Raw genomic sequence first — 20,003 nt, 5'->3', positions numbered from 1 at the left:
GCGACGAAAGCGTGAGCCTACTTCTGGGCCGCGCGACGCTGGCGGGCGAACTCGGAAAGCACCGCACCTGCCGCCACGGAGGCGTTGAGGGATTCAACCCAGTCGGTCATGGGTATGGACATGATGGCATCGCAGTTCTCGCGGACGAGGCGCGAAATGCCTTTGCCCTCAGAGCCGATGACGATGACAACGGGGTCGGTGCCACCGTTGTAAGTATCGAGGGTGTGCTCGCCTCCCGCATCCAGGCCGACGACCTGGTAGCCAGCCTTCTGGAAGTCCTGAACTGTGCGGGTCACGTTGGTCACGCGAGCCACCGGCAGGCGCGCAGCAGTGCCGGCAGAGGTACGCCAAGCCACCGCGGTGACGGAGGCAGAGCGGCGCTCTGGGATGATAACGCCGTGGCCGCCGAAGGCCGCGACGGAGCGGATGACCGCGCCGAGGTTGCGCGGGTCAGTGATGTTATCGAGGATGACGAACATACCCGGTTCCTGGGCATCGCGCGCGCGGTCCATGAGATCGTGCACATCGGCGTACTTGTACGGCGGGATCTGCAGGCCAATGCCCTGGTGCATGCCGTTTCCGGTCATGCGATCCATCTCGTGGCGCTGGACCTCGAGAATCGGGATGTTGCGGGTATTGCACATGGCCACCGCCTCGGAAAGGCGAGCGTCATTGCGCGTGCCCTGCACGATGTAAAGGGAGGTAGCAGGCACCTTGGCGTGCAGGCACTCGATGACCGGGTTGCGGCCAACGACCATCTCCGCGGTCTCCTTCTGGTGGCGGCCCGAATTGCGGCGCTCGCGCTCCAGTTTCGCCTTGTGCTTGGCGTGGTAGACGCGGTCCTCTGCCTTAGGCGTGGGACCCTTGCCAGCTAGGCCCTTGCGGCGCTGGCCACCAGAGCCCTTCGTGGCGCCCTTCTTTTTCGTCTTGCGGATACCTGCGCCGCCGCGGCCATGGGTACGTGCCATAATTCTTCTCCTTTGTTGTCCTCGGCTTCTGTGCTGTCCTTGGCCTTTGCCAAGGACGTTAATCCGCCAAGGACCAGGTGGGGCCGTCGGCGGTGTCGGTGATGGTAATACCCGCGGCTGCAAGGCGGTCGCGCACGGCGTCCGCAGTAGCCCAGTCCTTTTCTGCGCGGGCGGTGGTGCGACGCTCCAATTCGGCCCGAACGAGAACGTCCAGGGCCGCTTCAGCGCCGCTTTCTTCGCCACTATCTTTCCACTGTTCATCCAGTGGATCAAAGCCAAGAACCGCGGCCATGGCGCGCACGGCCCCGGCGAGGCGCTCAGCCTCTTCACGGTTGCCGTCGCTCAGCGCCTTATTGCCCGCGCGCACGGTGGTGTGGATTTCCGCCAGCGCCTTCGGCACAGCGATGTCATCATTCATCGCTTCTTCGAAGGCCGGGGTCCACTCGCCCTTCTCGACGCCCTCGAACTTGCCCACGAAATCCTCGATGCGGCGGTAGCCAGCCGCAGCTTCGGTCAGCGCCGCCTCGGAGTATTCGAGCACCGAACGGTAATGCGCGGAGCCCAGGTAGTAGCGCAGCTCCACCGGGCGGACGATCTCCAGCATGTTGGCAATGGAGAGGACGTTGCCCAAGGACTTCGACATCTTCTCACCGGCCATGGTGACCCAGTGGTTATGCATCCAGTAGTTGGCGAACTTGTCCCCCGCCGCATGGGACTGCGCGATCTCATTTTCGTGGTGCGGGAACTGCAAGTCCAAGCCACCGCAGTGAATATCGAACTCGCTGCCTAGGTAGTACGTGGACATGGCCGAGCACTCCAAGTGCCAGCCCGGTCGGCCACGACCCCACGGGGTGGGCCAGGATGGCTCGCCCGGCTTAGCCGCCTTCCACAGAGCGAAGTCCTGGGGGCTGCGCTTGCCCGCGTTGTCCGTTTCGCCCTGTTCCATTTCCTCGACGCGGTTGCCGGACAGCGAACCGTAGTCAGAGCCTTCCGTGGCATTCCACGCCGCGACGTCGAAGTAGACGGAGCCAACACCGTCTGTGCCAGGCACGGCATAAGCAAAGCCGGCGTCGATAAGCCGCTGCATGTACTCCACCATCTGGGTGACAAAGCCCGTCGCGCGCGGCTCCACGGAAGGGGGCAGAACGCCCAGGGTGTTGTAGGCCTTGGTGAACTCGCGCTCATAGGTGGATACCCACTCCCACCAGGGGCGGTTATTCTCAGCAGCCTTGGTGAGGATCTTGTCATCGATATCGGTGACGTTGCGCACGAGTGCCACGTCATAGCCTTGCGCGATAAGCCAGCGGCGCAGGATGTCGAAGGCAACACCAGAGCGCAGGTGGCCAATGTGCGGCTGGGACTGCGGGGTGGCACCGCACAGGTAGATCGACGCGTGGCCGGGGCGAACCGGCTCGAACTCACGTTGGCTGCGGGTGGCGGTATCAAAAATGCGCAAAGTACTCACCTGGCCTAGTCTAATTGACTCGCGTCCGGCGGCTAGCGCGGGACGGCCTAGGCGCGCCAGACCACGGCGGTGGCCACGGCAGCGCGGCCCTCCTTGCGGCCAGTAAAGCCGAGATGATCCGTCGTCGTCGCAGAGACGGACACTGGGGCGCCGAGGATGTCGCTCAGCACGGCCTCGGCTTCCTTACGCCGCGGGCCCATCTTGGGGCTCTGACCAACCAATTGGGCGGCGGCGTTGCCGATGATGAAACCTTCTTTTTCCAGCAGCTCGCGGCACTCGCGCAGCAGCTGAGCGCCGGAAACCCCGTCGTACTCAGGCCGGCCCACACCGACGAAGGAGCCGAGGTCGCCGAGGTTGGAGGCGGAGAGCAAAGCGTCGACAAGCGCGTGGCTCACCACGTCCCCATCGGAGTGGCCCTCGCAGCCATCCACGTCCTCAAAGAGAAGGCCTGCGATCCAGCAGGGTTTTCCGGGCTCGATCTGATGGGCATCGGTGGCGATTCCCACGCGCGGGATGATGGGGTTAGTCACTAGGCACCTCGAAGATGGTCGGTTCGGCCTCATCCGTCACGGCCTTCGCCAGGACGAGGTCGATGGGAGTGGTGATTTTAAACGCGAAGGTGTCTCCCTGCACGGTCTCCACGCGCGCGCCGTGCCATTCCATCAGGCTGGCGTCATCCGTGGCGACAAAGTCAGGGTCCTGCGCCCAATAGTCTAGGTTGGCGCGGCGCAGCGCGGCCAGGTTAAAACCCTGCGGGGTCTGCACGGCGCGCAGGCGGGAGCGATCCGGAGTAGACAGCACCGTGGTCCCCTCGACTTCTTTGATGGTATCCGCCACGGGAAGGACCGGGATAACTGCGGTGGCCCCGTCGAGCACGCGCTTGGCGACGCGCGCGATCATCCCCGGCGGCGTCAACGCCCGGGCGGCGTCGTGGACCAGCACCACGGCATCCTCATCTGGGATGGCTTGCAGGCCCGCCCAGACGGAATCGGCGCGCTCACCCCCGCCGTGGACGATGCGTACGGGCACATCAGAATCGATGCGGTCGAGGATGCTGGCGGCATAATCCTCCATGGCGGGGCTGACGAGAACGATGACTTCATCGACAAATTCCGAGGTAATCATGGCCTTCACGGAGCGTTCAAGCAGGGTACTTCCGCGCAGCTCCACGTAGGCCTTAGGAATATCAGCGCCAAGGCGCGTTCCCTGACCGGCCGCCGCGACGAGGGCGATCACGCGGCGGGTATTAGTCTTCGTCGTCGAAGGAGAGGTCATCGAGATCGACGTCATTGTCAATGTCGGTGGTGATGGACTTGTCCTCGACCAAGCCGGCGGCGCGGTGGCGCTCGATGGTGGCGTTGATTTCCTCCATCATGGTGTCCGCCTTCTTGTCATCGACCGGCTTAGCCAGGGAAAGCTCACCGACCAGAATCTGGCGGGCCTTGGCAAGCATGCGCTTCTCACCGGCGGACAGGCCGCGGTCCTGATCGCGGCGCCACAAGTCACGCACGACTTCTGCCACCTTGTTGATATCGCCGGATGCAAGGCGCTCCTGGTTGGCCTTATAGCGGCGGGACCAGTTGCCGGCCTCCTCCACGTCTTCTTCGCGCAAAACGGAGAAGACCTTCTCGAGGCCTTCCTTGCCCACAACATCACGCACGCCCACCATCTCAACGTTCTTGGAGGGCACACGAACCACGAGGTCGGACTGGTTGATCTGGAGGACGAGATACTCGAGCTCCTCGCCGCCCATCTCGCGCTTTTCAATCGCCGTAATCTTGGCGGCGCCGTGGTGGGGGTAGACGACGACCTCTCCGACCTTAAATTCCATTGCCACTCCTTATGAAGCCTTTGAGACGGTGCCCATCGTGCGCTCTCGGCGTACTCTCAGTGGGCCGCATATACAGGGTATCTACTCTAGCACGCAGTTTTCCGGCACTGCTCCCCCACCCAAGCCCGTAGAGCAGCTCGCTTTACACCACGATGACGGCCAACATAAAGCGCGGCTACCCCCGGTTTACCCAAGAGGTTTGTCGGAAACTGTGTGCTTTTACTGCGGAGGTACTAGGCTAAAGCGTTGATAAGCTTTGTGATCGCAATTCAATGGAGGACACTCACAGTGCAGTCCCTGAAGTCCGCCGCTCGCTGCGGTGCCATCATGTCAGTTACCGCCCTCTCCGCGCTGGCCTTGGCGTCCTGCTCGGCCGGTCATGTTGCACAGACCGCGGAAAAGGTCATTGCTGTCGACGGCGCATCCGCAAGCACCGAAGATGGCAAGGTGGCCGTGCGTGACGTCACCATTCAGGTTGAACCGGACACCGGTGAGACCTCCCTGAAGTTCGTGGCCGTCAACCAGGGCTACAAGGTCGACGACGTCGTCCTCGAGTCCGTGAGCGTCGACGGCCAGGACGTACCACTGGAAGGCGCAGAGCCGCTTCCTCGCGATCACGCCCTCTACGCTGATTCCCAGACGAACCTGGACCGTCTCCCGAAGGACGGCAAGGACAAGAACATCACCTACGTGGCCACCACCCTGGAGAACGACGGCTTCGCCTTCGGCGGCTCCCGCCCGGTGACCTTCACTTTTAACACCGGCACCATCGAGGTTGACGCCACCGTGTCCGCCTCCCCGCTGCAGTCCGGTGACTTTGACCGCGACCCGCAGTCCACCGAGGGCTACGCCGAGAACAAGTAAGCCTTTTCTTCATAGAAAACCGCCCCAGCCGCCAAAGTTTTCCCGCCCGAATCACGGGCTTCAACTTTGGCAGTTGGGGCGGTGTGCGTTTAACGCTCCTTAGCGAACGCAGAAAACTCTTAAGCTCGCGAGGATGCCGTAGCCATCACAAGCAGAGAGTTAAGAATGCCCAGAGAGGACAGGGCAGCCGGGATGAGAAGCAGGTTCGGCGCCTGCGGGCCGCCGTACTTCACCATCTCATCCATAACCTGGTTGAGCGGTTCCGGGTAGGTAGCGGCGGAAGCGGCCGGGGCGCCAGCTACAGCCAGGGAGGTAGCAGCGGTCAGAGCAACGAGGGTACGACGAATCTTCATGGGGTCTCCTTGAATAGTGAGGTGTGGGGGTAAGTGAACTGGACTAGGACAGCAGGTTCGACAGGAAGCCCAAGGAGGACAGCGCCGCCGGTACGAGGATGAGGTTCTGAGCCTCATAGCCAGCGACGTTGGTGATCTCGGTCAGAACAGTGGCCAGCGGCTCGGGAGCTTGTGCGGCAGAAGCAGCCGGGGTGCCAGCGAGGGCGACGGCGGCAGCAGCGCCAGCGGCGACGAGGGTACGACGAATCTTCATGGAAATACCTTCTTGTTGTGAGAAATCGGACGGGGATAAAGAGGGGGCAGGCACACACAAGATGTAACCTGGCTAACACTGTAGCGCCTCTGTGCATATCGCGCGCGATGAAAAGGGTGCGATCCTGCCCGCGACGTGAATGTCCACACCACTTACTAGAGTGATGGGCATGGCAAAAAAGGTTCGTCCCGTCCACACGTGCTCTGAATGCGGCTTCGTCTCCCCCAAGTGGCTTGGCCGCTGCCCCGAGTGCGGTTCATGGGGAACGTTGCAGGAAACCGCGGCGTCAGAAAGCAGCACCGCGGCCCAAGCCGCTGTGTCTGGACGCCGACCAACCGGCCTGACACCGACGAGCCCAGCGGTTCCGATTACGAAGGTGGGCGCTGCCGCCACGAAGGCCCTCAACACTGGCATCGGGGAGCTCGATCGCGTTCTTGGCCGCGGCATCGTTCCCGGTTCGGTGGTGCTCATGGCGGGTGAGCCGGGAGTCGGAAAATCCACTTTGTTATTGGAGGTCGCCTCCCGCTGGGCGCAACTGGGCCGCACCGCCCTCTATGCCACGGCCGAGGAATCCGCCGGGCAGGTCCGCGCCCGAGCCGAGCGGACCGGGGCCTTGCACGAGACGCTCTACCTCGCGGCCGAATCGAATTTGGATGTCGTCTTTGGTCACGTCGAACAGCTCAAGCCCAGCCTCCTCATCGTGGACTCCGTCCAAACCATGCACGCGGCCGGGGTGGAGGGCGTAGCCGGTGGCGTGGCACAGTCGCGTGCGGTGACCGCAGCCCTGACCACGCTGGCCAAAACCACCGGCATCCCCATCCTCCTCGTCGGACACGTGACCAAGGACGGCAACGTCGCTGGCCCGCGCGTGCTCGAGCACCTCGTGGACGTCGTGTTGAACTTTGAAGGTGACCGTCAATCCTCCCTGCGCCTGCTCCGGGGACTCAAGAACCGCTTCGGCGCCACCGATGAGATGGGCTGCTTTGAGCAAACCGCCGGCGGCATCCGGGAGGTGGCGGACCCTTCCGGCCTCTTCCTCTCCCACCGCGGCAGCACCCCAGACGGTTCAGCGGTGACCGTCGCCATGGATGGCGTGCGCCCCATCCTGGCGGAGGTGCAGGCGCTGACCGTCGACCCCGTGGCGAAGAACCCGCGGCGCGTGGTCACGGGGCTCGATGCCAACCGTGTCCCGATGGTGCTCGCCGTACTGCAGGCCCGCGCCGGTGAACGCACCAACGATAAGGACGCTTACGTGGCCACGGTGGGCGGCATGAAGATTCAAGAGCCGGCGACGGATCTTGCCGTAGCGCTCGCCACGTGGTCTTCCTTGCACGAGCAGCCGCTACCACCGAAGACGGTGGTCATCGGCGAGGTGGGCTTGGCCGGCGAAGTTCGCCGCGTACCGAACCTAGACCGCCGCTTGGCAGAAGCGTCCCGCTTGGGTTACCGCTACGCCATCGTCCCGCCCGGAAAGGTAGATGTCGGCGGCGGCATACAGGTGCGCCAAGCCGCAACCCTGAGCGAGGCGATTGCAGCGCTTAAAGCAAGTTGAACGGCAACGCTGGGGAGTAGTTTTCCCCGATGACAGTATGCAGGAAGTAAGCGCCCGGCTCGGCTTCCTCGCGCTCGGTGCACTGGCCCGGCTCGGAGCGCTTGCGGGACCAATCCGCCTGGAAGTAGCGCGTCTCACCGGACTTGAAAGTCTGCTTGCCGGTTTCTACCGAGGCATAGCAATCGGTATCGGACCACACGCGTTCGTTCGAGCCCATCTTGTAGACCTCGAAACGCAGCTGCTCTTCATCGAGATCGATGGAGCAGTCCTCCGTCGTCGGGTTAAATACCTCCAAGTAGAAGGTGGGCATCTTGCCAGCGGGGACGCTGTCCTCGTTGGTCTTGGCCATCACTTTAAGGTCTTGGAGGGAACACGTTGTCTTGGATGGATCAACGGTGAGCTCAGCTGGCTTTGCCTCGGAGGTCGGTTCTTCTTTGTCCGCCTCCCCCGCCTCGGGCTCGGTGGATTCCTCAGACGCAGTGGATTCCGTCGTCTCCACCGCCGAGGTTGCATCCTCCGACGGAGTCAGAGTTCCCGACGCCGCCGCCTGCTGCGACTCGGCTCCCGGGTCCTCCTTCGAACCGCTAAAGAGCGCGGTAGCAGCCCAAATAAGGATGACCACGAGTACCAGAATCGCCACGAGCGCGGCGATGCGGCGACGCAGGTAAATCTCTCGCGGCAGCTGCTTCGGGGTACGGGATGGCTCAGTCACAGCTCTTAGTTTAAGGGGACTAGAGCCCAACCCGGGCCAGCCCGGGGCCGCGTGTCTTGAGCAGCGACTTCTATGCGCTTAGTCCCGCCCAGTGCCCGGGCCAGCCGGCGAGCCTAGTGAACGCCGTGCAGGACGACGGTCTCCACGCTGGAATCCTCTAGGAGGTAGCGCAGGCCGACGATGCCGAGCGTGCCGGCGTCGAGAAGCTGGCGCGCAGCCGGAACGTCAGAAATGATCTGGGAGACTGTCTGCGCGGTATTCTCGCGCTCAAAATCGGCGAGTTCCTCGCGGCCATCACGCTTGGCCACCATCGAGGCAGCGGCCACACGCTCAATGATCGGACGCTGCAGGCCCGTCGGCAGATCGCCGCCCGCCAGGAAGTCCGCGGCTGCGCCCACCGCACCGCAGGACTGATGCCCCATCACCACGAGCAGGTTAGCCTTGAGATTCTCCAGGGCATAGTCCAGCGACGCCATCACCGCGCTGTCCAGGATATGACCGGCGGTGCGGATGACGAAGGCATCGCCGAAACCAATGTTGAACACGTGCTCAATGGGCGCGCGGGAATCGGAGCAGGCAAGCACGATGACGCGTGGGTCCTGGCCTTGAGTCAGGCCAGCGCGCAGCTTCGCGTCTTGGTTAACGTCGATGAGGTTACCCGTCACCAGTCGGTGGTTACCTTCCTGGAGGGCTTCCCACACCTTCTGTGGGTTTTGAGGGACATCTACTAAAGGCATGATTCTTACTCTAGTCCCCACCGCCCTACACTGAGATGCCTATGGATACCCAAGCTGTCGTGGAATGGTTCGATGCCCATGAGCGTCCCCTACCGTGGCGCGAGCCAGGGACCTCAGCGTGGGGCGTGCTCTTAAGCGAGGTCATGAGCCAGCAAACACCCGTCGCGCGCGTCGCCCCGCAGTGGGAGGAGTGGATGCGCCGCTGGCCCACCCCACAGGACCTCGCGGCAGCATCCAAAGCAGATGTGCTGCGCGCCTGGGGAAAGCTGGGCTACCCGCGCCGTGCGTTGCGCTTGTGGGAGTGCGCGAAGGAGATTGGTGAAGGGGAGGTTCCGGGGGACGTCGACAAGCTCTTGGCGTTGCCCGGAATCGGTGAGTACACCGCGCGTGCGGTGGCTTGCTTCCATTTTGGGCACAACGTTCCGGTGGTGGATACCAACGTCCGCCGCGTCTATGCCCGCGCCGAGGAGGGCCGCTTCCTGGCGCCACCTCCCGCAAAACGCGAGTTGGCGCAGGTAGAAGCTTTGCTTCCAGAAGAGAACGGTCCGCGTTTTTCCGCCGCACTCATGGAACTCGGCGCGCTGGTGTGCACGGCGAAGAACCCCGACTGTGCCGCCTGCCCCATTAAGTCCACGTGCGCCTGGCAGCTCGCGGGCTGTCCGGAGCCCAGCGAAGAAGAGACCGCGCGGGCCAAGAAGCGAGTGCAAAAGTTCACCGGTACGGACCGGCAGGTGCGAGGGCTGCTTCTCGACGTCCTGCGCGCCACCCCTCATCCCGTCGAGCAATCCGCGCTCGACGCGGTATGGCCGGATGCGGCACAGCGTTCGCGCGCGCAGGCCTCACTGCTCGAGGATGGGTTGATGGATGTCAACGACGAGGGTTTGTTTCACCTGCCGCACTAGGCACGTGTGAGAAGTCGATGAGGTGGCCGAAGGTCCAGTCACGGTCGGTCAACAGGCGCGCGAGGATAAGCCCACAGCCGATGGCTGCCACGGCCATTGAGGCGGTAGCGAAGTTGCTCAACGCCTGGTCCATGTTGCCCACGTTGAGGTGATAGACGGTGCGGAACATGGAGGTGCCGGGGATCATGATGACGGACGCCGGCACCGTCGTGGTGATGCGCGGTAGGTGTGCGCGTGTGGAGGCCACCGCGCCCAAGAGCCCAACGATGAGACCACCGACGAAAGCGCCGACGTAGGCCGTGGCCCCGACCCCGATGAGGAGCAAGCGCACAAGGTTGGCCACCGTTCCCACCGCGGCCGCCACGAGCACCATCCGGCGCGAGGAGTTAAAGAGGAACGCGAATCCGGAAATGCCCAGGAAGCTGGCCGCCGCGGCGGCGAGGTACCACACGGGCGCATAGTCCGGGATTCCCGGTTCCGGGGTGAGCTCTGTAGTCCAGCTAACTAAGGCCACGGTAAAGGTAGCCGCGGTGATCACCGTCAGCGCGTAGGTCAGGCGGGATAGTCCGGCCTCGAAGTCGAAGCGCGCGAGATCAATGAGCGCGGAGAAAAGCGGGAAGCCGGGAATGAGGAAAAGTACGGCGGCCACGTAGCCCGAGGAAAACTCCGACGGGTCCGCCACCCCGGCGGCGGCCACCGCCTCGGTGGTGAAGAAGTACACGAGGCTGGCCACCGTTCCGGCCGCCACGATGCAGCCCAGCTGGTGAACGTGCTTGCCGTGCAAGACCGCGCGGGTGAGCTGGCCGCAGAAAGCGGCGAGAGCCACTAGGAGAATCGCCAGCGGCGTGAAGAAGTTCAGGACCGCGAAAGAGGCGCACGCAATAGCTGCCGCTGCAGCCAAGAGCCAGCGGTTCCATCGCTTGACCACCGTGGACTCGATGGAATCAAGCATCTCCGTGAGCTCTTCGGCCGTAATGCCCGCGTACAGCCTGTGGTGGGTGAGATCCTCCAGCGCCTCGATGCGGGAGGCGTCGACGGCGGGTGAATGCTGCTGGGCCACCACGGTGCGAAACTCGCGGCCGCGGTGAAACGTGCATGTTATCTGGGTGACGCCAACGTTGGCGTCGAGCCGATCAAAGCCGAGCGCACGGGCGGCACGTTTCATGCCGCGCAGGACGCGGTAGCCGGACGTTCCCGCCCCCATGAGCATCATGCCTAGGCGCAAGACGACGTCGGCCTCGTACCCCATACGGACATAGTCGCTGTTGGGGTGAGATGTCATTAGCGCCAGCGTCCCCGGAAATTCAGGCCACCGGGCAGGTTGACCCACATGCCGCCGCGGGAGTTAAACGTCACGGGGCCGACCTTCGTCGACATCGAGGCACCGGAGCCGGAGAGGTTGATCCAGCTGTTCTTTCCGGTCTTCTTGCGCTTGCGATAATAAATTCCCATGCGTGCCAGCTTAGCGCGGATGCGCACCACGACGCCGCAGGCTACTCTGAGCTTTGTGCGAATAAAATCCCTGTTAACAGTGCTGACGGCCACCGCTGCTCTTATTCTGGCGTCACCCGCCGCCCACGCGGTGGAGCCGGGCAGCGTCCAATCGGCGTCACCGATAGAACAACCCGGTGTTAAGGCCACTGTTATCTCTTATTCCTCCACCCTCATGGATGGCACACCCACCACGGTGACCGGCATGGTCTACGAGCCCTCAGCACCATGGAACGGGCCGGGCGAGCGCCCAACTATCGTCTACGCGCCGGGAACGCGTGGGGCGGGTGACCAGTGTGCACCGTCCCGAGCCCGTTTCGCCGCCGACGGCAACCGCGTTGACCAGCGCTATGAAGCTGCGGCCACGCGCGTGTATAACTATGCGGCCTCCCAAGGTGTGCGCGTCGTAGTCACGGACTACATCGGGCTCGGAACCCCGGGGCACCATTCTTATGTCAACAACGTCGAGGAGGCCCACGCGGTTCTTGACGCCGCCCGCGCCGCGCTCCGGCTCGCCGGTGCTCCCGCCGATTCCCCCGTGGGATTTGTCGGCTACTCCCAAGGCGGCGGTGCAGCTGCCGCTGCGGGCGAATACGCCGCTAGCTACGCCCCCGAGCTCAACGTCAAGGGAACCTTCGCCGGTGCACCTCCAGCGGACCTCTTCGAGGTGATGCAGGCGGTCGACGGCTCAGCGCTCGTTCACGTGTTGGGCTACGCCATCAATGGTTTTGCGGAGCGTAGCCCGGAGTTCTCCCGGGAAATCATCGATGAGATGAATCCGCGCGGCCACACATTCCTCGCCGACGCCGCCACTTTTTGTTTGCGCGAATCGATGTCTACCTGGGGAAATATTCGCACCAGTGAGCTGACCGCGAGCGGCGAGTCCTTCGCCGAGCTCCTCCGCCGCAAGCCGGTGGCCTCTCGAATGCTGCACGAGCAGCGCCTCGGCCAGCGCGCTCTCAACGCCCCAATGATGGTGGTCAACTCCCCGACCGATGACATCATCCCCTACCAGCAAGCACGCCGCATGGCCCACGACTTCTGTGCTGCCGGCGGGACCGTCTACTTTGAGGACGCCTGGGCGGTCAACGTGAACCCAGGCTCGGGCACCAACCATGCCGCGCCCACGGTCCGCGCGGTTCTGCAGGGCACGAACTACCTCATCGACCGCTTCCGCGACGTCCCCGCACCGTCAAACTGCCAACCTGCCGAATCCTAGAATCGCCCCCTGGCGCCGCCATCCATTTTCATTTAATTGTCAATAAGCGCCGGCGGGGATAGACTGAGTGCATGGCACACGAGCACCACGACCACGATCACTCCAGCACGCCGCTGCGCGCACTACTGATTGCGCTGAGCATTACCGGAACCGTCTTCTTCGCGGAGCTGATCGGCGGCTGGTTGGCGGGCTCAATGGCGCTGATGGCGGATGCGATGCACATGCTTTCCGACGCCGCTGGGTTGATCATCGCGGTGTTAGCGGTGTTGGTTGGGCGTCGACAAGCATCAGCCCAGGCCACGTACGGCTACCGGCGAGTAGAGGTGCTTGCTGCGCTAGCGAACGCGGTGATGGTCCTGGCGATCTCGGTGTGGATTGTCGTCGAGGCGGTGCGCCGCCTGCAGAGCCCAGCTGAGGTACAAGGAACAACGATGCTGATCATCGCGGTGATTGGCCTTGTGGCGAATGCGCTATCGGCGTGGGTGTTGCACCGGCACCGCGAATCCTCAATCAACGTGGAGGGCGCGTTCTTGCACGTGCTGGTGGATATGCTCGGCTCGATCGCAGTGATCGTGGCGGGCGTCGTGGTACTGACCACGGGGTTTGTGGCGGCGGACGTGATCGCCTCCCTGGTGATCGCGGCGATGGTGCTCCCGCGCGCCTGGCAGCTCATGCGGCTCTCGGCGAGCGTGCTGCTCGAGCAGGTCCCGGCGGACTTCGACGCCAGCGTCATCGAGCCCGCGCTGCGACAGATCGAGGGTGTTGCCGACATCCACGACCTACACCTGTGGAGCCTGGACGGCGTGAACGTGCTGACGACCGTGCACATCGTGCGCGACGGTACCGTCGAGACCGGCCCTCTGTTGGATGCCGCCCAGCAAGCCCTGCGCGAGCACGGCATCGAGCACTCCACCATCCAGATCGAGCACCCGGAGCACGAATCCCACGAGACGGTGTGCTGATTCCCTTCTAGCCCGGCTTAGGTCATGAGCGGGCGAGCAACGTCACTCCTAACACTGCTACCTGGTACTTTTCGGCGGTGGGGTGGGATTGTTCCGCACGAAACTGAACCAAGTCAAAAGGGCGTCCCGCAAAAGGCATCTGGCAAACGGCATCTTTGGGTCTAAAAACGCCATCTACAAGGCGTAAAAGGCGTTTTCAGCCGTGAAAACGCCTTATGACAGATGCCTTTTGTCAGACGCCTTTTACCAAATGCCTCCAGCACGTCGATGGAGGCACGCAGACGCTGCGCGCTACGAGGTTCGTTTCGCGAAGATGCATGCACTGTTCTACGGAAACGGTCGTTGTTACCCGGCTTCGGTCATGGGTGGATGAGAAACGCCACTTTTGACACTCATACCTGGTGGTTTCCGGTGGTGGGGTAGGATTTTTCCGCACTAAAATGACCTAAGTCTGTTATGTCCATAGTCGGGACTCCACCATCCAGATCGAGCACCCGGAGCACGAATCTCACGCGACGGTGTGCTGATTCCTTATCCCGCCCACCGGGCCGTCCCGCCCACCGGTCACGCACAGAAAGCCCCGAACCGCAGGCAGTGTTTCACACGCATGCGGTTCGGGGCTAATCCTTATGGGGCCCAGGTCAGCGCTTAGAGCGGCTGGCCAGCACCGGCACCTGCCGGCGGCGGGTTGCCGTCATCGCCATCGTCGTTGTGGGATTCCTCAGCGGAATCACTGCCAGACTCGTCGAGGACGTCCGGGGTCACCGTGTCCGGACCATTGGAGTCGGGGCCGTGAGTTTCGGCATCGATCTCGGTGGCCAGTTCCTCATCGGCCTCACGCACGGCGGTCTCCTCGAGCTCCTTGTCGAAGGTGTCCTCCGGCAGCGGGCGCGGACGCGGCGTGAAGGTGAAGGTGGCAGAAGAGTTGTCCTTGGACTCGCCGTCCCAGCCTTCAACGTCCACGGTGATGATCTCACCCGCGCCGATTTCGCCGAAGAGGATCTTCTCGGAGAGCTGATCCTCAATCTCGCGCTGGATGGTGCGGCGCAGCGGACGTGCGCCCAAGACCGGGTCGAAACCGCGCTGAGCCAGCAGGTCCTTGGCCTTCTGAGTGAGCTCGATGCCCATGTCACGCTCGGAGAGCTGCTTCTCTACGCGGGCGATGAGCAGCTCCACCATCTCGACGATCTGCTCCTGGGTGAGCTGGTGGAAGACCACAATCTCATCAATACGGTTGAGGAACTCAGGGCGGAAGTGCTTCTTCAGCTCGTCGTTAACCTTGTTCTTCATGCGCTCGTACTGTGCATCGGCGTCATTCTCCGAAGAGCCGGTGAAGCCCAAGCCCACGGCCTTCGAGATGTCCTGGGTACCCAGGTTGGAGGTGAAGATAAGCACGGTGTTCTTGAAGTCCACCACGCGGCCCTGACCGTCAGTCAGGCGGCCATCCTCCAACACCTGCAGAAGGGTGTTGTAAATCTCCTTGTGGGCCTTTTCGATCTCATCGAAGAGCACCACGGAGAAAGGCTTGCGGCGAACCTTCTCGGTCAGCTGGCCGCCCTCTTCGTAGCCAACGTATCCCGGAGGAGCACCAAAGAGGCGGGACGCGGTGAAGCGATCGTGGAACTCACCCATATCGATCTGGATGAGGTCATCATCCGAACCGAAGAGGAAGTTAGCCAGGGACTTCGACAGCTCCGTCTTACCCACACCGGAGGGGCCGGCGAAGATGAAGGAACCGGAAGGACGGCGCGGGTCCTTCAGGCCAGCACGGGTGCGGCGAATGGCGCGGGACACGGCCTTGACGGCATCGTCCTGGCCGATGATGCGCTTGTGCAGCTCCTCTTCCATGTTGAGGAGGCGGTTGGATTCCTTCTCCGTGAGCTTGAGCACCGGAATGCCGGTCCAGTGCGCGAGAACCTCAGCGATCTGCTCCTCGCCGACCTCAGCGATTTCCTCCAAGTCACCGGAGCGCCACTGCTTTTCCTTTTCCGCGCGCTCTTCACCCAGCTTGCGTTCCTTATCGCGCAGGCCAGCGGCCTTCTCGAAGTCCTGGGCGTCAATCGCAGCTTCCTTTTCCTTGCGGACCTCTGCGATGCGATCATCCACTTCGCGCAGGCCCTCCGGGGCGGTCATGCGCTTGATGCGCATACGGGCACCGGCCTCATCGAGGAGGTCAACAGCCTTATCCGGCAGGAAGCGGTCATTGATGTAGCGGTCCGACAGGGAGGCTGCAGCCTTCAACGCTTCATCGGTATAAGAGACGCGGTGGTGTGCCTCGTACTTATCGCGCAGCCCCTTGAGGATCAGGATGGTGTCATCGAGGGAGGGCTCTTCCACCTTGACAGGCTGGAAGCGGCGCTCCAAGGCGGCATCCTTCTCAATGTGCTTGCGGTACTCATCGAGGGTGGTAGCACCAATGGTCTGCAGCTCGCCGCGGGCCAGTTTCGGCTTCAGCAAGGAAGCAGCATCGATAGCGCCCTCGGCGGCACCGGCGCCGACCAGGGTGTGGATCTCATCGATAAAGAGGATGATGTCACCGCGCTGGTTAATCTCCTTGAGCACCTTCTTCAGGCGCTCCTCGAAGTCACCGCGGTAGCGCGAGCCAGCCACCAGGGAGCCGAGGTCCAGCGAATAGAGCTGCTTATCCTTGAGGGTCTCCGGGACCTTGCCGTTAACGATATCGAGGGCCAGGCCCTCGACCACGGCGGTCTTACCCACGCCGGGCTCACCGATGAGCACCGGGTTGTTCTTGGTCCGGCGAGACAGAACCTGCATGATGCGTTCAATCTCGGAATCGCGACCCACGACTGGGTCCAGCTTGCCGTCGCGCGCAGCCTGGGTGAGGTTGCGGCCAAACTGGTCCAGCACCAGGGAGTTGGAGCGCTCGCCGGAGCCACCCGGGCCAACACGGCCTCCCTGGCCAGCGCCGGCACCGGCGCCTACCGGGCCGGGGCCACCCTGGGACTGGCCGCCTTCGCCTTCATTCCCTTCGTAGCCGGAGAGCAGCTGGATAACCTGCTGGCGCACGCGCGGCAAGTCGGCGCCCAGCTTGGTCAGCACCTGAGCCGCCACGCCGTCACCCTCACGGATGAGGCCGAGCAGCAGGAACTCAGTGCCAATGTATTTGTGGCCCATCTGGAGCCCCTCACGCAGGGAGAGCTCGAGAACCTTCTTCGCGCGCGGGGTAAATGGGATGTGGCCGGTGTGCGGCTGAGAACCTTGACCAATAATCTCTTCCACCTCACGGCGGACGTCCTCCAGCGAGATCCCCATGGATTCCAAAGCCTTGGCCGCTACGCCTTCGCCTTCGTGAATAAGCCCCAGGAGGATGTGCTCGGTGCCGATGTAATTGTGGTTGAGCATGCGTGCTTCCTCCTGCGCCAAAACGATGACGCGGCGAGCACGGTCAGTAAACCTCTCGAACATTACCTCTTACCTTTCGCTGTAAATGTGTCATCCACTCTAACGCGCGGGGCGGACACTCCATTCGCGAATTCCGCACCCCCCTACTCAAAAACCTCATTTCCCCAGGTAGAGCCACTGTACGCCGGTAGCGAACAGGTGGCGGGAGGCATCGCCAAGCGCCTGCGCGCAAGCCTTAAAGTAAAGTAACTCTTCAGTCAACACTGGTTACATCCCCGCGGGAAGGAGCCTCCCCCGATGCAACAGGCACAGCACGGCACTCTGCTTATCGACGATCTGATTGGGCACTCCCGCCTCCTCGAGGTCTCCGAAAGCGTCACCCTTGGCCGCCAGGGGGACTTCCTACTGGCCTCCGATGATCCCGCCATGCACCGCACGTTCCTGCAGGTGTGGTCCAATGGCTCACAGTGGTTCATCAAGAACATCGGCAGTTTCATCGCCGCTACGATCCAGCCGCCCGCCGCCTGCGGCTTCGGCCGCACCCTCATCAGCCCCGGCAGCATTGAGGTCCTGCACCCGGGAACCTCCACGCTCTATTTCTCCACTGCCACCATGAGCTACGAGTGCGAGCTCACCGTCATGCAGTCGCTGCGCAGCCCACAGCCCAGCCTTCCACCGGATGGGCCGTTTACCACCCACGTCTTCGAGCCGAATGAGGAGCAGTGCCTGCTGCTCAAGACCCTCGCTCAGCCACTCCTCGACAACCCCGCTGCGGAGCCACGGGTGGTCGTGAGTAGTCAGCGCGAGCTAGCAGAGGCCCTAGACTGGACCGAAAAGAAAGTAGAGCGCAAGATTCAGACGCTGGCGGAGACCTTGCAAAAGCTCGGCGTTCCGCAGTTCCAGCCGGGCCAGAAAATCTCGTGGCGCATTGTGCTCGCCCAGTTCGCGGCCGCACACCCGCACTACTATGCGCACCTTTCATAACAATTCAGCATTATTGTTTTAAGCCGCTCACCGGTGCTGTTATTCTTTGTCTGATTCTGGCCCCTTTCTATTTTTATCCCCTTCTATCCCTCATCTGTCCCTCTGCAAGGATCTGACAACCAATGTTCGCCTCCGTCTCTCCGCGCGCGCTAGCTGGACTCGGCGTAGCGCTCCTCGCGCTGTCTGCGTGCGCGACGAACAAGGACACCGCGGAGGATGCGCCCAAATTCACGGTCACGGGCCAGACCACCCTGTCCCAGTACGAAGACGTTCCTGTCGAGGGGGCCGACTCCGAGAGCCCAGAACCCAGCGAACCTTCGCACCTGCGTCAGGAGGACGGCACCTACCTGCTCACGAAGAAGGAAGCGGGCCCCGGTGTGGTCAACGAAATCGTGGCCACCTATTCAGGCGTGGAGCCCTATGGTTTTCAAACCCTACGCGTTGAGCTGGACAACCGGCGCTACGACGGAGCCATCGGCGGCTCTGCCCCAACCGGCGTGCTGCAGTGGGCCACCGGGGGTGCCCTTGTCCTCAGCGTGCAGGCCACGAACTTGAGTGGGGACGAGGCGGATCTGGACAACAATGCCGAATGGCAGGTGGCGCTTCTCGACGACACCCAGTCACACCACCTCAAGGAGGGCGAGGATTTCGTCGTGGACTGTGAGTCCGGCGAGTGCACGCTGGTTGCTCGGCTCACCGACCCCGGCGACTTCGTCGCAGAGATCAGCATCCGGCAGGCCGGTTATGAGCCTTTTGTCATTCACCAGCCCATCATCGTCGCCGCATAGCCATGAACAGCCAGCCCACCGCTTCCGGTCTGCCTTTGGATCTTGAGCCCGAGCTCAGCGCCAAGGGCTACTCGCAGTTCCACCAGATCGGTGCGGGTGGCATGGGCACCATCGTCTTTGCCCGCAAGGAAAGCTTGGACCGCGAAGTAGCCATCAAGGTCATCGCGCAGCATGCGGCCGAGGACGATGAGGAGGTCCGCCGCTTTATGGCGGAGATGCGCACCGTCGCGGCACTCGAGCATCCGGCCATCGTGCCTATCTACGATGGCGACATCACCCCAGGTGGCGTGCCTTATTTCATTATGAAGTTTCTGCGCGGCCCTAGCTTGGAGGCGCACATCAACCAGCGGATCTTGGACAATTCCAAGTTCACGGTGGAGGAAACCGTGCAGCTGCTCGCGCCCATCGCACAGGCCCTGGACTATCTGGCGGCCCTGCCTTCGCCGGTCATTCACCGCGACGTCAAGCCCGCGAACATCATCGCCGATAGCACGCCTTCCCCCACGGCCCACAGTGATAACGAGGGCTGTACCGTCATGCTGGCGGACTTTGGCATCGCCATCAATGAGGACACGACGCGCTTGACCCGCGAAGGCCTGCGCGTGGGCACGGATGCCTACATGGCGCCGGAGCTCTACCCCACGCAGTTGGTCAAGCACCCACCGCAGCCGACCGCCGCCAGCGACCGCTACTCGCTCGCGCTCATCGCGCTGGAGATGCTCACTCTGGTTAATCTGCGCCGCGCCACCAGTCCCCAGCAGTGGGCGCACAGCCGCGTGATACCGCAGTTGACCGCTCATAATCTGGCGCCTGGCGACGCTCCCCTCGCCCCCGCCCTCAACACTTTCTTCGCCACCGCGTTGAACCCGGATCCCCATCAGCGCTTCGCCAGCGCATCGGAGATGCTCGCGGAGCTGAGTGAGCTGGCGTCCGCGCCGCGCCCCGCAGCCCCGGATGCTGCCGCCGGCCCTGCTACGCTACCGGCCAGCCCCCATCACGAGCGCGCCCAGCAGCCGCGGCGCCGCCATCTGAGCATCCTCGGGGGCATACTTGCGGCGGTGTTGCTGTGTCTGGCAGTCGCCGGAGGACTAGCGCTGTACGGCGCGGGGTGGGACGAGCACGACGAGGTTCTGGCCCAACAATTTCCACAGCTATTGCCGGAGCACCCTGGCCGCGCCCCGTGGCGCAACCTCGACTGCCGCCCCGCGCTGCCGGAAGCGGGGCAGCAAGCTCGAATCGTGTGCAGGAGCGACGACCTCACGCTTGTCGCAGCTGATTTCGGCACGGAGGACAACCGTAACTCCATCATGCCGCGCCGCCTCGACGTCTTAGTCCAGGATGCGTGCAGCATCACCTCGGCGGAAATCCCTCACCAGCCGGGAACGTGGGGAGTGTACCCCTCGGGAGTCTCCGCGCGTTTTGCTCTCGTTCTTGCTGGTCCGCATGCTCGCGAGGACCGTTTGAGCTTGCCCATCTGTTAGCCCACCGTGGCGGGAGCGCTGTGTCACGCCCATGGACACGGTGTCGCCTTTAGAATGAGGAAGATTCTTATACCTCAC

Annotated in this window: 20 protein-coding genes; 8 read left to right on the top strand and 12 right to left on the bottom strand. The window is 63.0% G+C overall.

From position 1 onward, the window contains the following. Nucleotides 1-17: 17 nt before the first annotated feature. From rlmB to FME68_RS08375, 5 genes are read right to left on the bottom strand one after another with little or no spacing between them, the layout of a single operon-like run. Entirely contained in the window at nucleotides 18-968 is a 951-nt protein-coding gene (gene rlmB, locus FME68_RS08395) for a 23S rRNA (guanosine(2251)-2'-O)-methyltransferase RlmB (RefSeq protein ID WP_158397195.1), read from the bottom strand. Between the two features lie 58 nt (nucleotides 969-1,026). Beyond that, nucleotides 1,027-2,433, bottom strand: a complete 1,407-nt coding sequence (gene cysS / locus FME68_RS08390) for a cysteine--tRNA ligase (RefSeq protein WP_328287787.1) — start codon at nucleotides 2,431-2,433, stop codon at nucleotides 1,027-1,029. A gap of 47 nt (nucleotides 2,434-2,480) precedes the next feature. Next, nucleotides 2,481-2,963: a 2-C-methyl-D-erythritol 2,4-cyclodiphosphate synthase gene (gene ispF, locus FME68_RS08385; RefSeq protein WP_070515858.1), complete on the bottom strand. Its 483-nt coding sequence runs from the start codon at nucleotides 2,961-2,963 to the stop codon at nucleotides 2,481-2,483. Next, complete coding sequence (gene ispD, locus FME68_RS08380; RefSeq protein WP_158397192.1) at nucleotides 2,956-3,708, bottom strand: 2-C-methyl-D-erythritol 4-phosphate cytidylyltransferase; 753 nt, start codon at nucleotides 3,706-3,708, stop codon at nucleotides 2,956-2,958. The genes ispF and ispD overlap by 8 nt, the downstream gene beginning before the upstream one ends. Next, on the bottom strand, nucleotides 3,680-4,264 hold the full coding sequence (locus FME68_RS08375) for a CarD family transcriptional regulator (protein ID WP_070511088.1): 585 nt from the start codon (nucleotides 4,262-4,264) through the stop codon (nucleotides 3,680-3,682). The genes ispD and FME68_RS08375 overlap by 29 nt, the downstream gene beginning before the upstream one ends. Before the next feature lie 288 nt (nucleotides 4,265-4,552). Between FME68_RS08375 and FME68_RS08370 the strand changes: the two genes are divergently transcribed. Next, a complete protein-coding gene (locus FME68_RS08370) occupies nucleotides 4,553-5,128 on the top strand; it encodes a hypothetical protein (RefSeq protein WP_049154731.1) in 576 nt (191 codons plus the stop codon). Nucleotides 5,129-5,247: 119 nt separating this feature from the next. Here the strand turns inward: FME68_RS08370 and FME68_RS08365 are convergent, their stop codons facing one another. Further along, the gene (locus FME68_RS08365) at nucleotides 5,248-5,481 is read right to left on the bottom strand and encodes a hypothetical protein (protein ID WP_070680095.1); all 234 of its coding nucleotides are present in this window, start codon (nucleotides 5,479-5,481) and stop codon (nucleotides 5,248-5,250) included. Between the two features lie 43 nt (nucleotides 5,482-5,524). Then, the gene (locus FME68_RS08360) at nucleotides 5,525-5,734 is read right to left on the bottom strand and encodes a hypothetical protein (protein WP_049154730.1); all 210 of its coding nucleotides are present in this window, start codon (nucleotides 5,732-5,734) and stop codon (nucleotides 5,525-5,527) included. Between the two features lie 169 nt (nucleotides 5,735-5,903). On the opposite strand from FME68_RS08360, the gene radA reads away from it, so the two are divergent. Further along, complete coding sequence (gene radA, locus FME68_RS08355) at nucleotides 5,904-7,286, top strand: DNA repair protein RadA (protein WP_070511201.1); 1,383 nt, start codon at nucleotides 5,904-5,906, stop codon at nucleotides 7,284-7,286. Here the strand turns inward: radA and FME68_RS08350 are convergent. Then, nucleotides 7,273-7,998 (bottom strand): hypothetical protein, encoded by a 726-nt coding sequence (locus FME68_RS08350; protein WP_049154729.1) that lies wholly within the window; start codon nucleotides 7,996-7,998, stop codon nucleotides 7,273-7,275. The genes radA and FME68_RS08350 overlap by 14 nt on opposite strands. Before the next feature lie 113 nt (nucleotides 7,999-8,111). Then, entirely contained in the window at nucleotides 8,112-8,735 is a 624-nt protein-coding gene (locus FME68_RS08345; protein WP_049154728.1) for a carbonic anhydrase, read from the bottom strand. A 41-nt stretch (nucleotides 8,736-8,776) separates the two neighbouring features. Between FME68_RS08345 and FME68_RS08340 the strand changes: the two genes are divergently transcribed. Next, on the top strand, nucleotides 8,777-9,637 hold the full coding sequence (locus tag FME68_RS08340; protein WP_070700921.1) for an HhH-GPD family protein: 861 nt from the start codon (nucleotides 8,777-8,779) through the stop codon (nucleotides 9,635-9,637). On the opposite strand, the gene FME68_RS08335 is transcribed toward FME68_RS08340, so the two are convergent. Together FME68_RS08335 and FME68_RS08330 are read right to left on the bottom strand one after the other, a co-directional pair. After that, on the bottom strand, nucleotides 9,603-10,919 hold the full coding sequence (locus FME68_RS08335; protein ID WP_070546288.1) for a threonine/serine exporter family protein: 1,317 nt from the start codon (nucleotides 10,917-10,919) through the stop codon (nucleotides 9,603-9,605). The genes FME68_RS08340 and FME68_RS08335 overlap by 35 nt on opposite strands. Beyond that, nucleotides 10,919-11,089, bottom strand: coding sequence for a DUF4236 domain-containing protein (locus FME68_RS08330; protein ID WP_080975064.1), 171 nt, complete (start codon nucleotides 11,087-11,089; stop codon nucleotides 10,919-10,921). Before FME68_RS08330 ends, FME68_RS08335 begins: the two co-directional genes overlap by 1 nt. On the opposite strand from FME68_RS08330, the gene FME68_RS08325 reads away from it, so the two are divergent. Together FME68_RS08325 and FME68_RS08320 are read left to right on the top strand one after the other, a co-directional pair. After that, nucleotides 11,088-12,347 carry a lipase family protein gene (locus tag FME68_RS08325; protein ID WP_230308941.1) on the top strand — a complete coding sequence of 420 codons (1,260 nt, stop codon included), beginning with the start codon at nucleotides 11,088-11,090 and terminating at the stop codon, nucleotides 12,345-12,347. The two genes, FME68_RS08330 and FME68_RS08325, sit on opposite strands and share 2 nt — an antisense overlap. A 71-nt stretch (nucleotides 12,348-12,418) precedes the next feature. After that, nucleotides 12,419-13,309 carry a cation diffusion facilitator family transporter gene (locus tag FME68_RS08320; protein WP_046647215.1) on the top strand — a complete coding sequence of 297 codons (891 nt, stop codon included), beginning with the start codon at nucleotides 12,419-12,421 and terminating at the stop codon, nucleotides 13,307-13,309. A gap of 648 nt (nucleotides 13,310-13,957) precedes the next feature. Here the strand turns inward: FME68_RS08320 and FME68_RS08315 are convergent. Further along, on the bottom strand, nucleotides 13,958-16,735 hold the full coding sequence (locus FME68_RS08315) for an ATP-dependent Clp protease ATP-binding subunit (protein WP_070515872.1): 2,778 nt from the start codon (nucleotides 16,733-16,735) through the stop codon (nucleotides 13,958-13,960). Between the two features lie 234 nt (nucleotides 16,736-16,969). On the opposite strand from FME68_RS08315, the gene FME68_RS08310 reads away from it, so the two are divergent. The 3 genes from FME68_RS08310 to FME68_RS08300 all read left to right on the top strand — a co-directional run bounded on the left by FME68_RS08310 (nucleotide 16,970) and on the right by FME68_RS08300 (nucleotide 19,925). Further along, nucleotides 16,970-17,656, top strand: a complete 687-nt coding sequence (locus FME68_RS08310) for a hypothetical protein (RefSeq protein WP_070511101.1) — start codon at nucleotides 16,970-16,972, stop codon at nucleotides 17,654-17,656. A 122-nt stretch (nucleotides 17,657-17,778) separates the two neighbouring features. Next, on the top strand, nucleotides 17,779-18,444 hold the full coding sequence (locus tag FME68_RS08305) for a hypothetical protein (protein ID WP_071409489.1): 666 nt from the start codon (nucleotides 17,779-17,781) through the stop codon (nucleotides 18,442-18,444). Between the two features lie 2 nt (nucleotides 18,445-18,446). Beyond that, nucleotides 18,447-19,925 carry a serine/threonine-protein kinase gene (locus tag FME68_RS08300; protein WP_158397190.1) on the top strand — a complete coding sequence of 493 codons (1,479 nt, stop codon included), beginning with the start codon at nucleotides 18,447-18,449 and terminating at the stop codon, nucleotides 19,923-19,925. Nucleotides 19,926-20,003: the final 78 nt, after the last annotated feature.

It is taken from the genome of Corynebacterium hiratae, assembly GCF_009708045.1.
In the GTDB taxonomy this organism is placed as follows: domain Bacteria; phylum Actinomycetota; class Actinomycetes; order Mycobacteriales; family Mycobacteriaceae; genus Corynebacterium; species Corynebacterium hiratae.
The sequence above is the reverse complement of the archived record's forward strand: the minus strand, read 5'-3'. Positions and strand labels throughout refer to the sequence as shown.

Excerpts from the sequence above, each read along its gene's own strand:
- FME68_RS08375 (WP_070511088.1), bottom strand. The coding sequence starts at position 4,264 with ATGGAATTTAAGGTCGGAGAGGTCGTCGTCTACCCCCACCACGGCGCC.
- FME68_RS08300 (WP_158397190.1), top strand. The coding sequence starts at position 18,447 with ATGAACAGCCAGCCCACCGCTTCCGGTCTGCCTTTGGATCTTGAGCCC.
- FME68_RS08340 (WP_070700921.1), top strand. The coding sequence starts at position 8,777 with ATGGATACCCAAGCTGTCGTGGAATGGTTCGATGCCCATGAGCGTCCC.
- FME68_RS08315 (WP_070515872.1), bottom strand. The coding sequence starts at position 16,735 with ATGTTCGAGAGGTTTACTGACCGTGCTCGCCGCGTCATCGTTTTGGCG.
- FME68_RS08320 (WP_046647215.1), top strand. The coding sequence starts at position 12,419 with ATGGCACACGAGCACCACGACCACGATCACTCCAGCACGCCGCTGCGC.
- FME68_RS08310 (WP_070511101.1), top strand. The coding sequence starts at position 16,970 with ATGCAACAGGCACAGCACGGCACTCTGCTTATCGACGATCTGATTGGG.
- FME68_RS08345 (WP_049154728.1), bottom strand. The coding sequence starts at position 8,735 with ATGCCTTTAGTAGATGTCCCTCAAAACCCACAGAAGGTGTGGGAAGCC.
- FME68_RS08325 (WP_230308941.1), top strand. The coding sequence starts at position 11,088 with ATGCGTGCCAGCTTAGCGCGGATGCGCACCACGACGCCGCAGGCTACT.
- FME68_RS08360 (WP_049154730.1), bottom strand. The coding sequence starts at position 5,734 with ATGAAGATTCGTCGTACCCTCGTCGCCGCTGGCGCTGCTGCCGCCGTC.
- radA (WP_070511201.1), top strand. The coding sequence starts at position 5,904 with ATGGCAAAAAAGGTTCGTCCCGTCCACACGTGCTCTGAATGCGGCTTC.
- FME68_RS08305 (WP_071409489.1), top strand. The coding sequence starts at position 17,779 with ATGTTCGCCTCCGTCTCTCCGCGCGCGCTAGCTGGACTCGGCGTAGCG.
- rlmB (WP_158397195.1), bottom strand. The coding sequence starts at position 968 with ATGGCACGTACCCATGGCCGCGGCGGCGCAGGTATCCGCAAGACGAAA.
- FME68_RS08335 (WP_070546288.1), bottom strand. The coding sequence starts at position 10,919 with ATGACATCTCACCCCAACAGCGACTATGTCCGTATGGGGTACGAGGCC.
- FME68_RS08365 (WP_070680095.1), bottom strand. The coding sequence starts at position 5,481 with ATGAAGATTCGTCGTACCCTCGTTGCTCTGACCGCTGCTACCTCCCTG.
- ispD (WP_158397192.1), bottom strand. The coding sequence starts at position 3,708 with ATGACCTCTCCTTCGACGACGAAGACTAATACCCGCCGCGTGATCGCC.
- FME68_RS08330 (WP_080975064.1), bottom strand. The coding sequence starts at position 11,089 with ATGGGAATTTATTATCGCAAGCGCAAGAAGACCGGAAAGAACAGCTGG.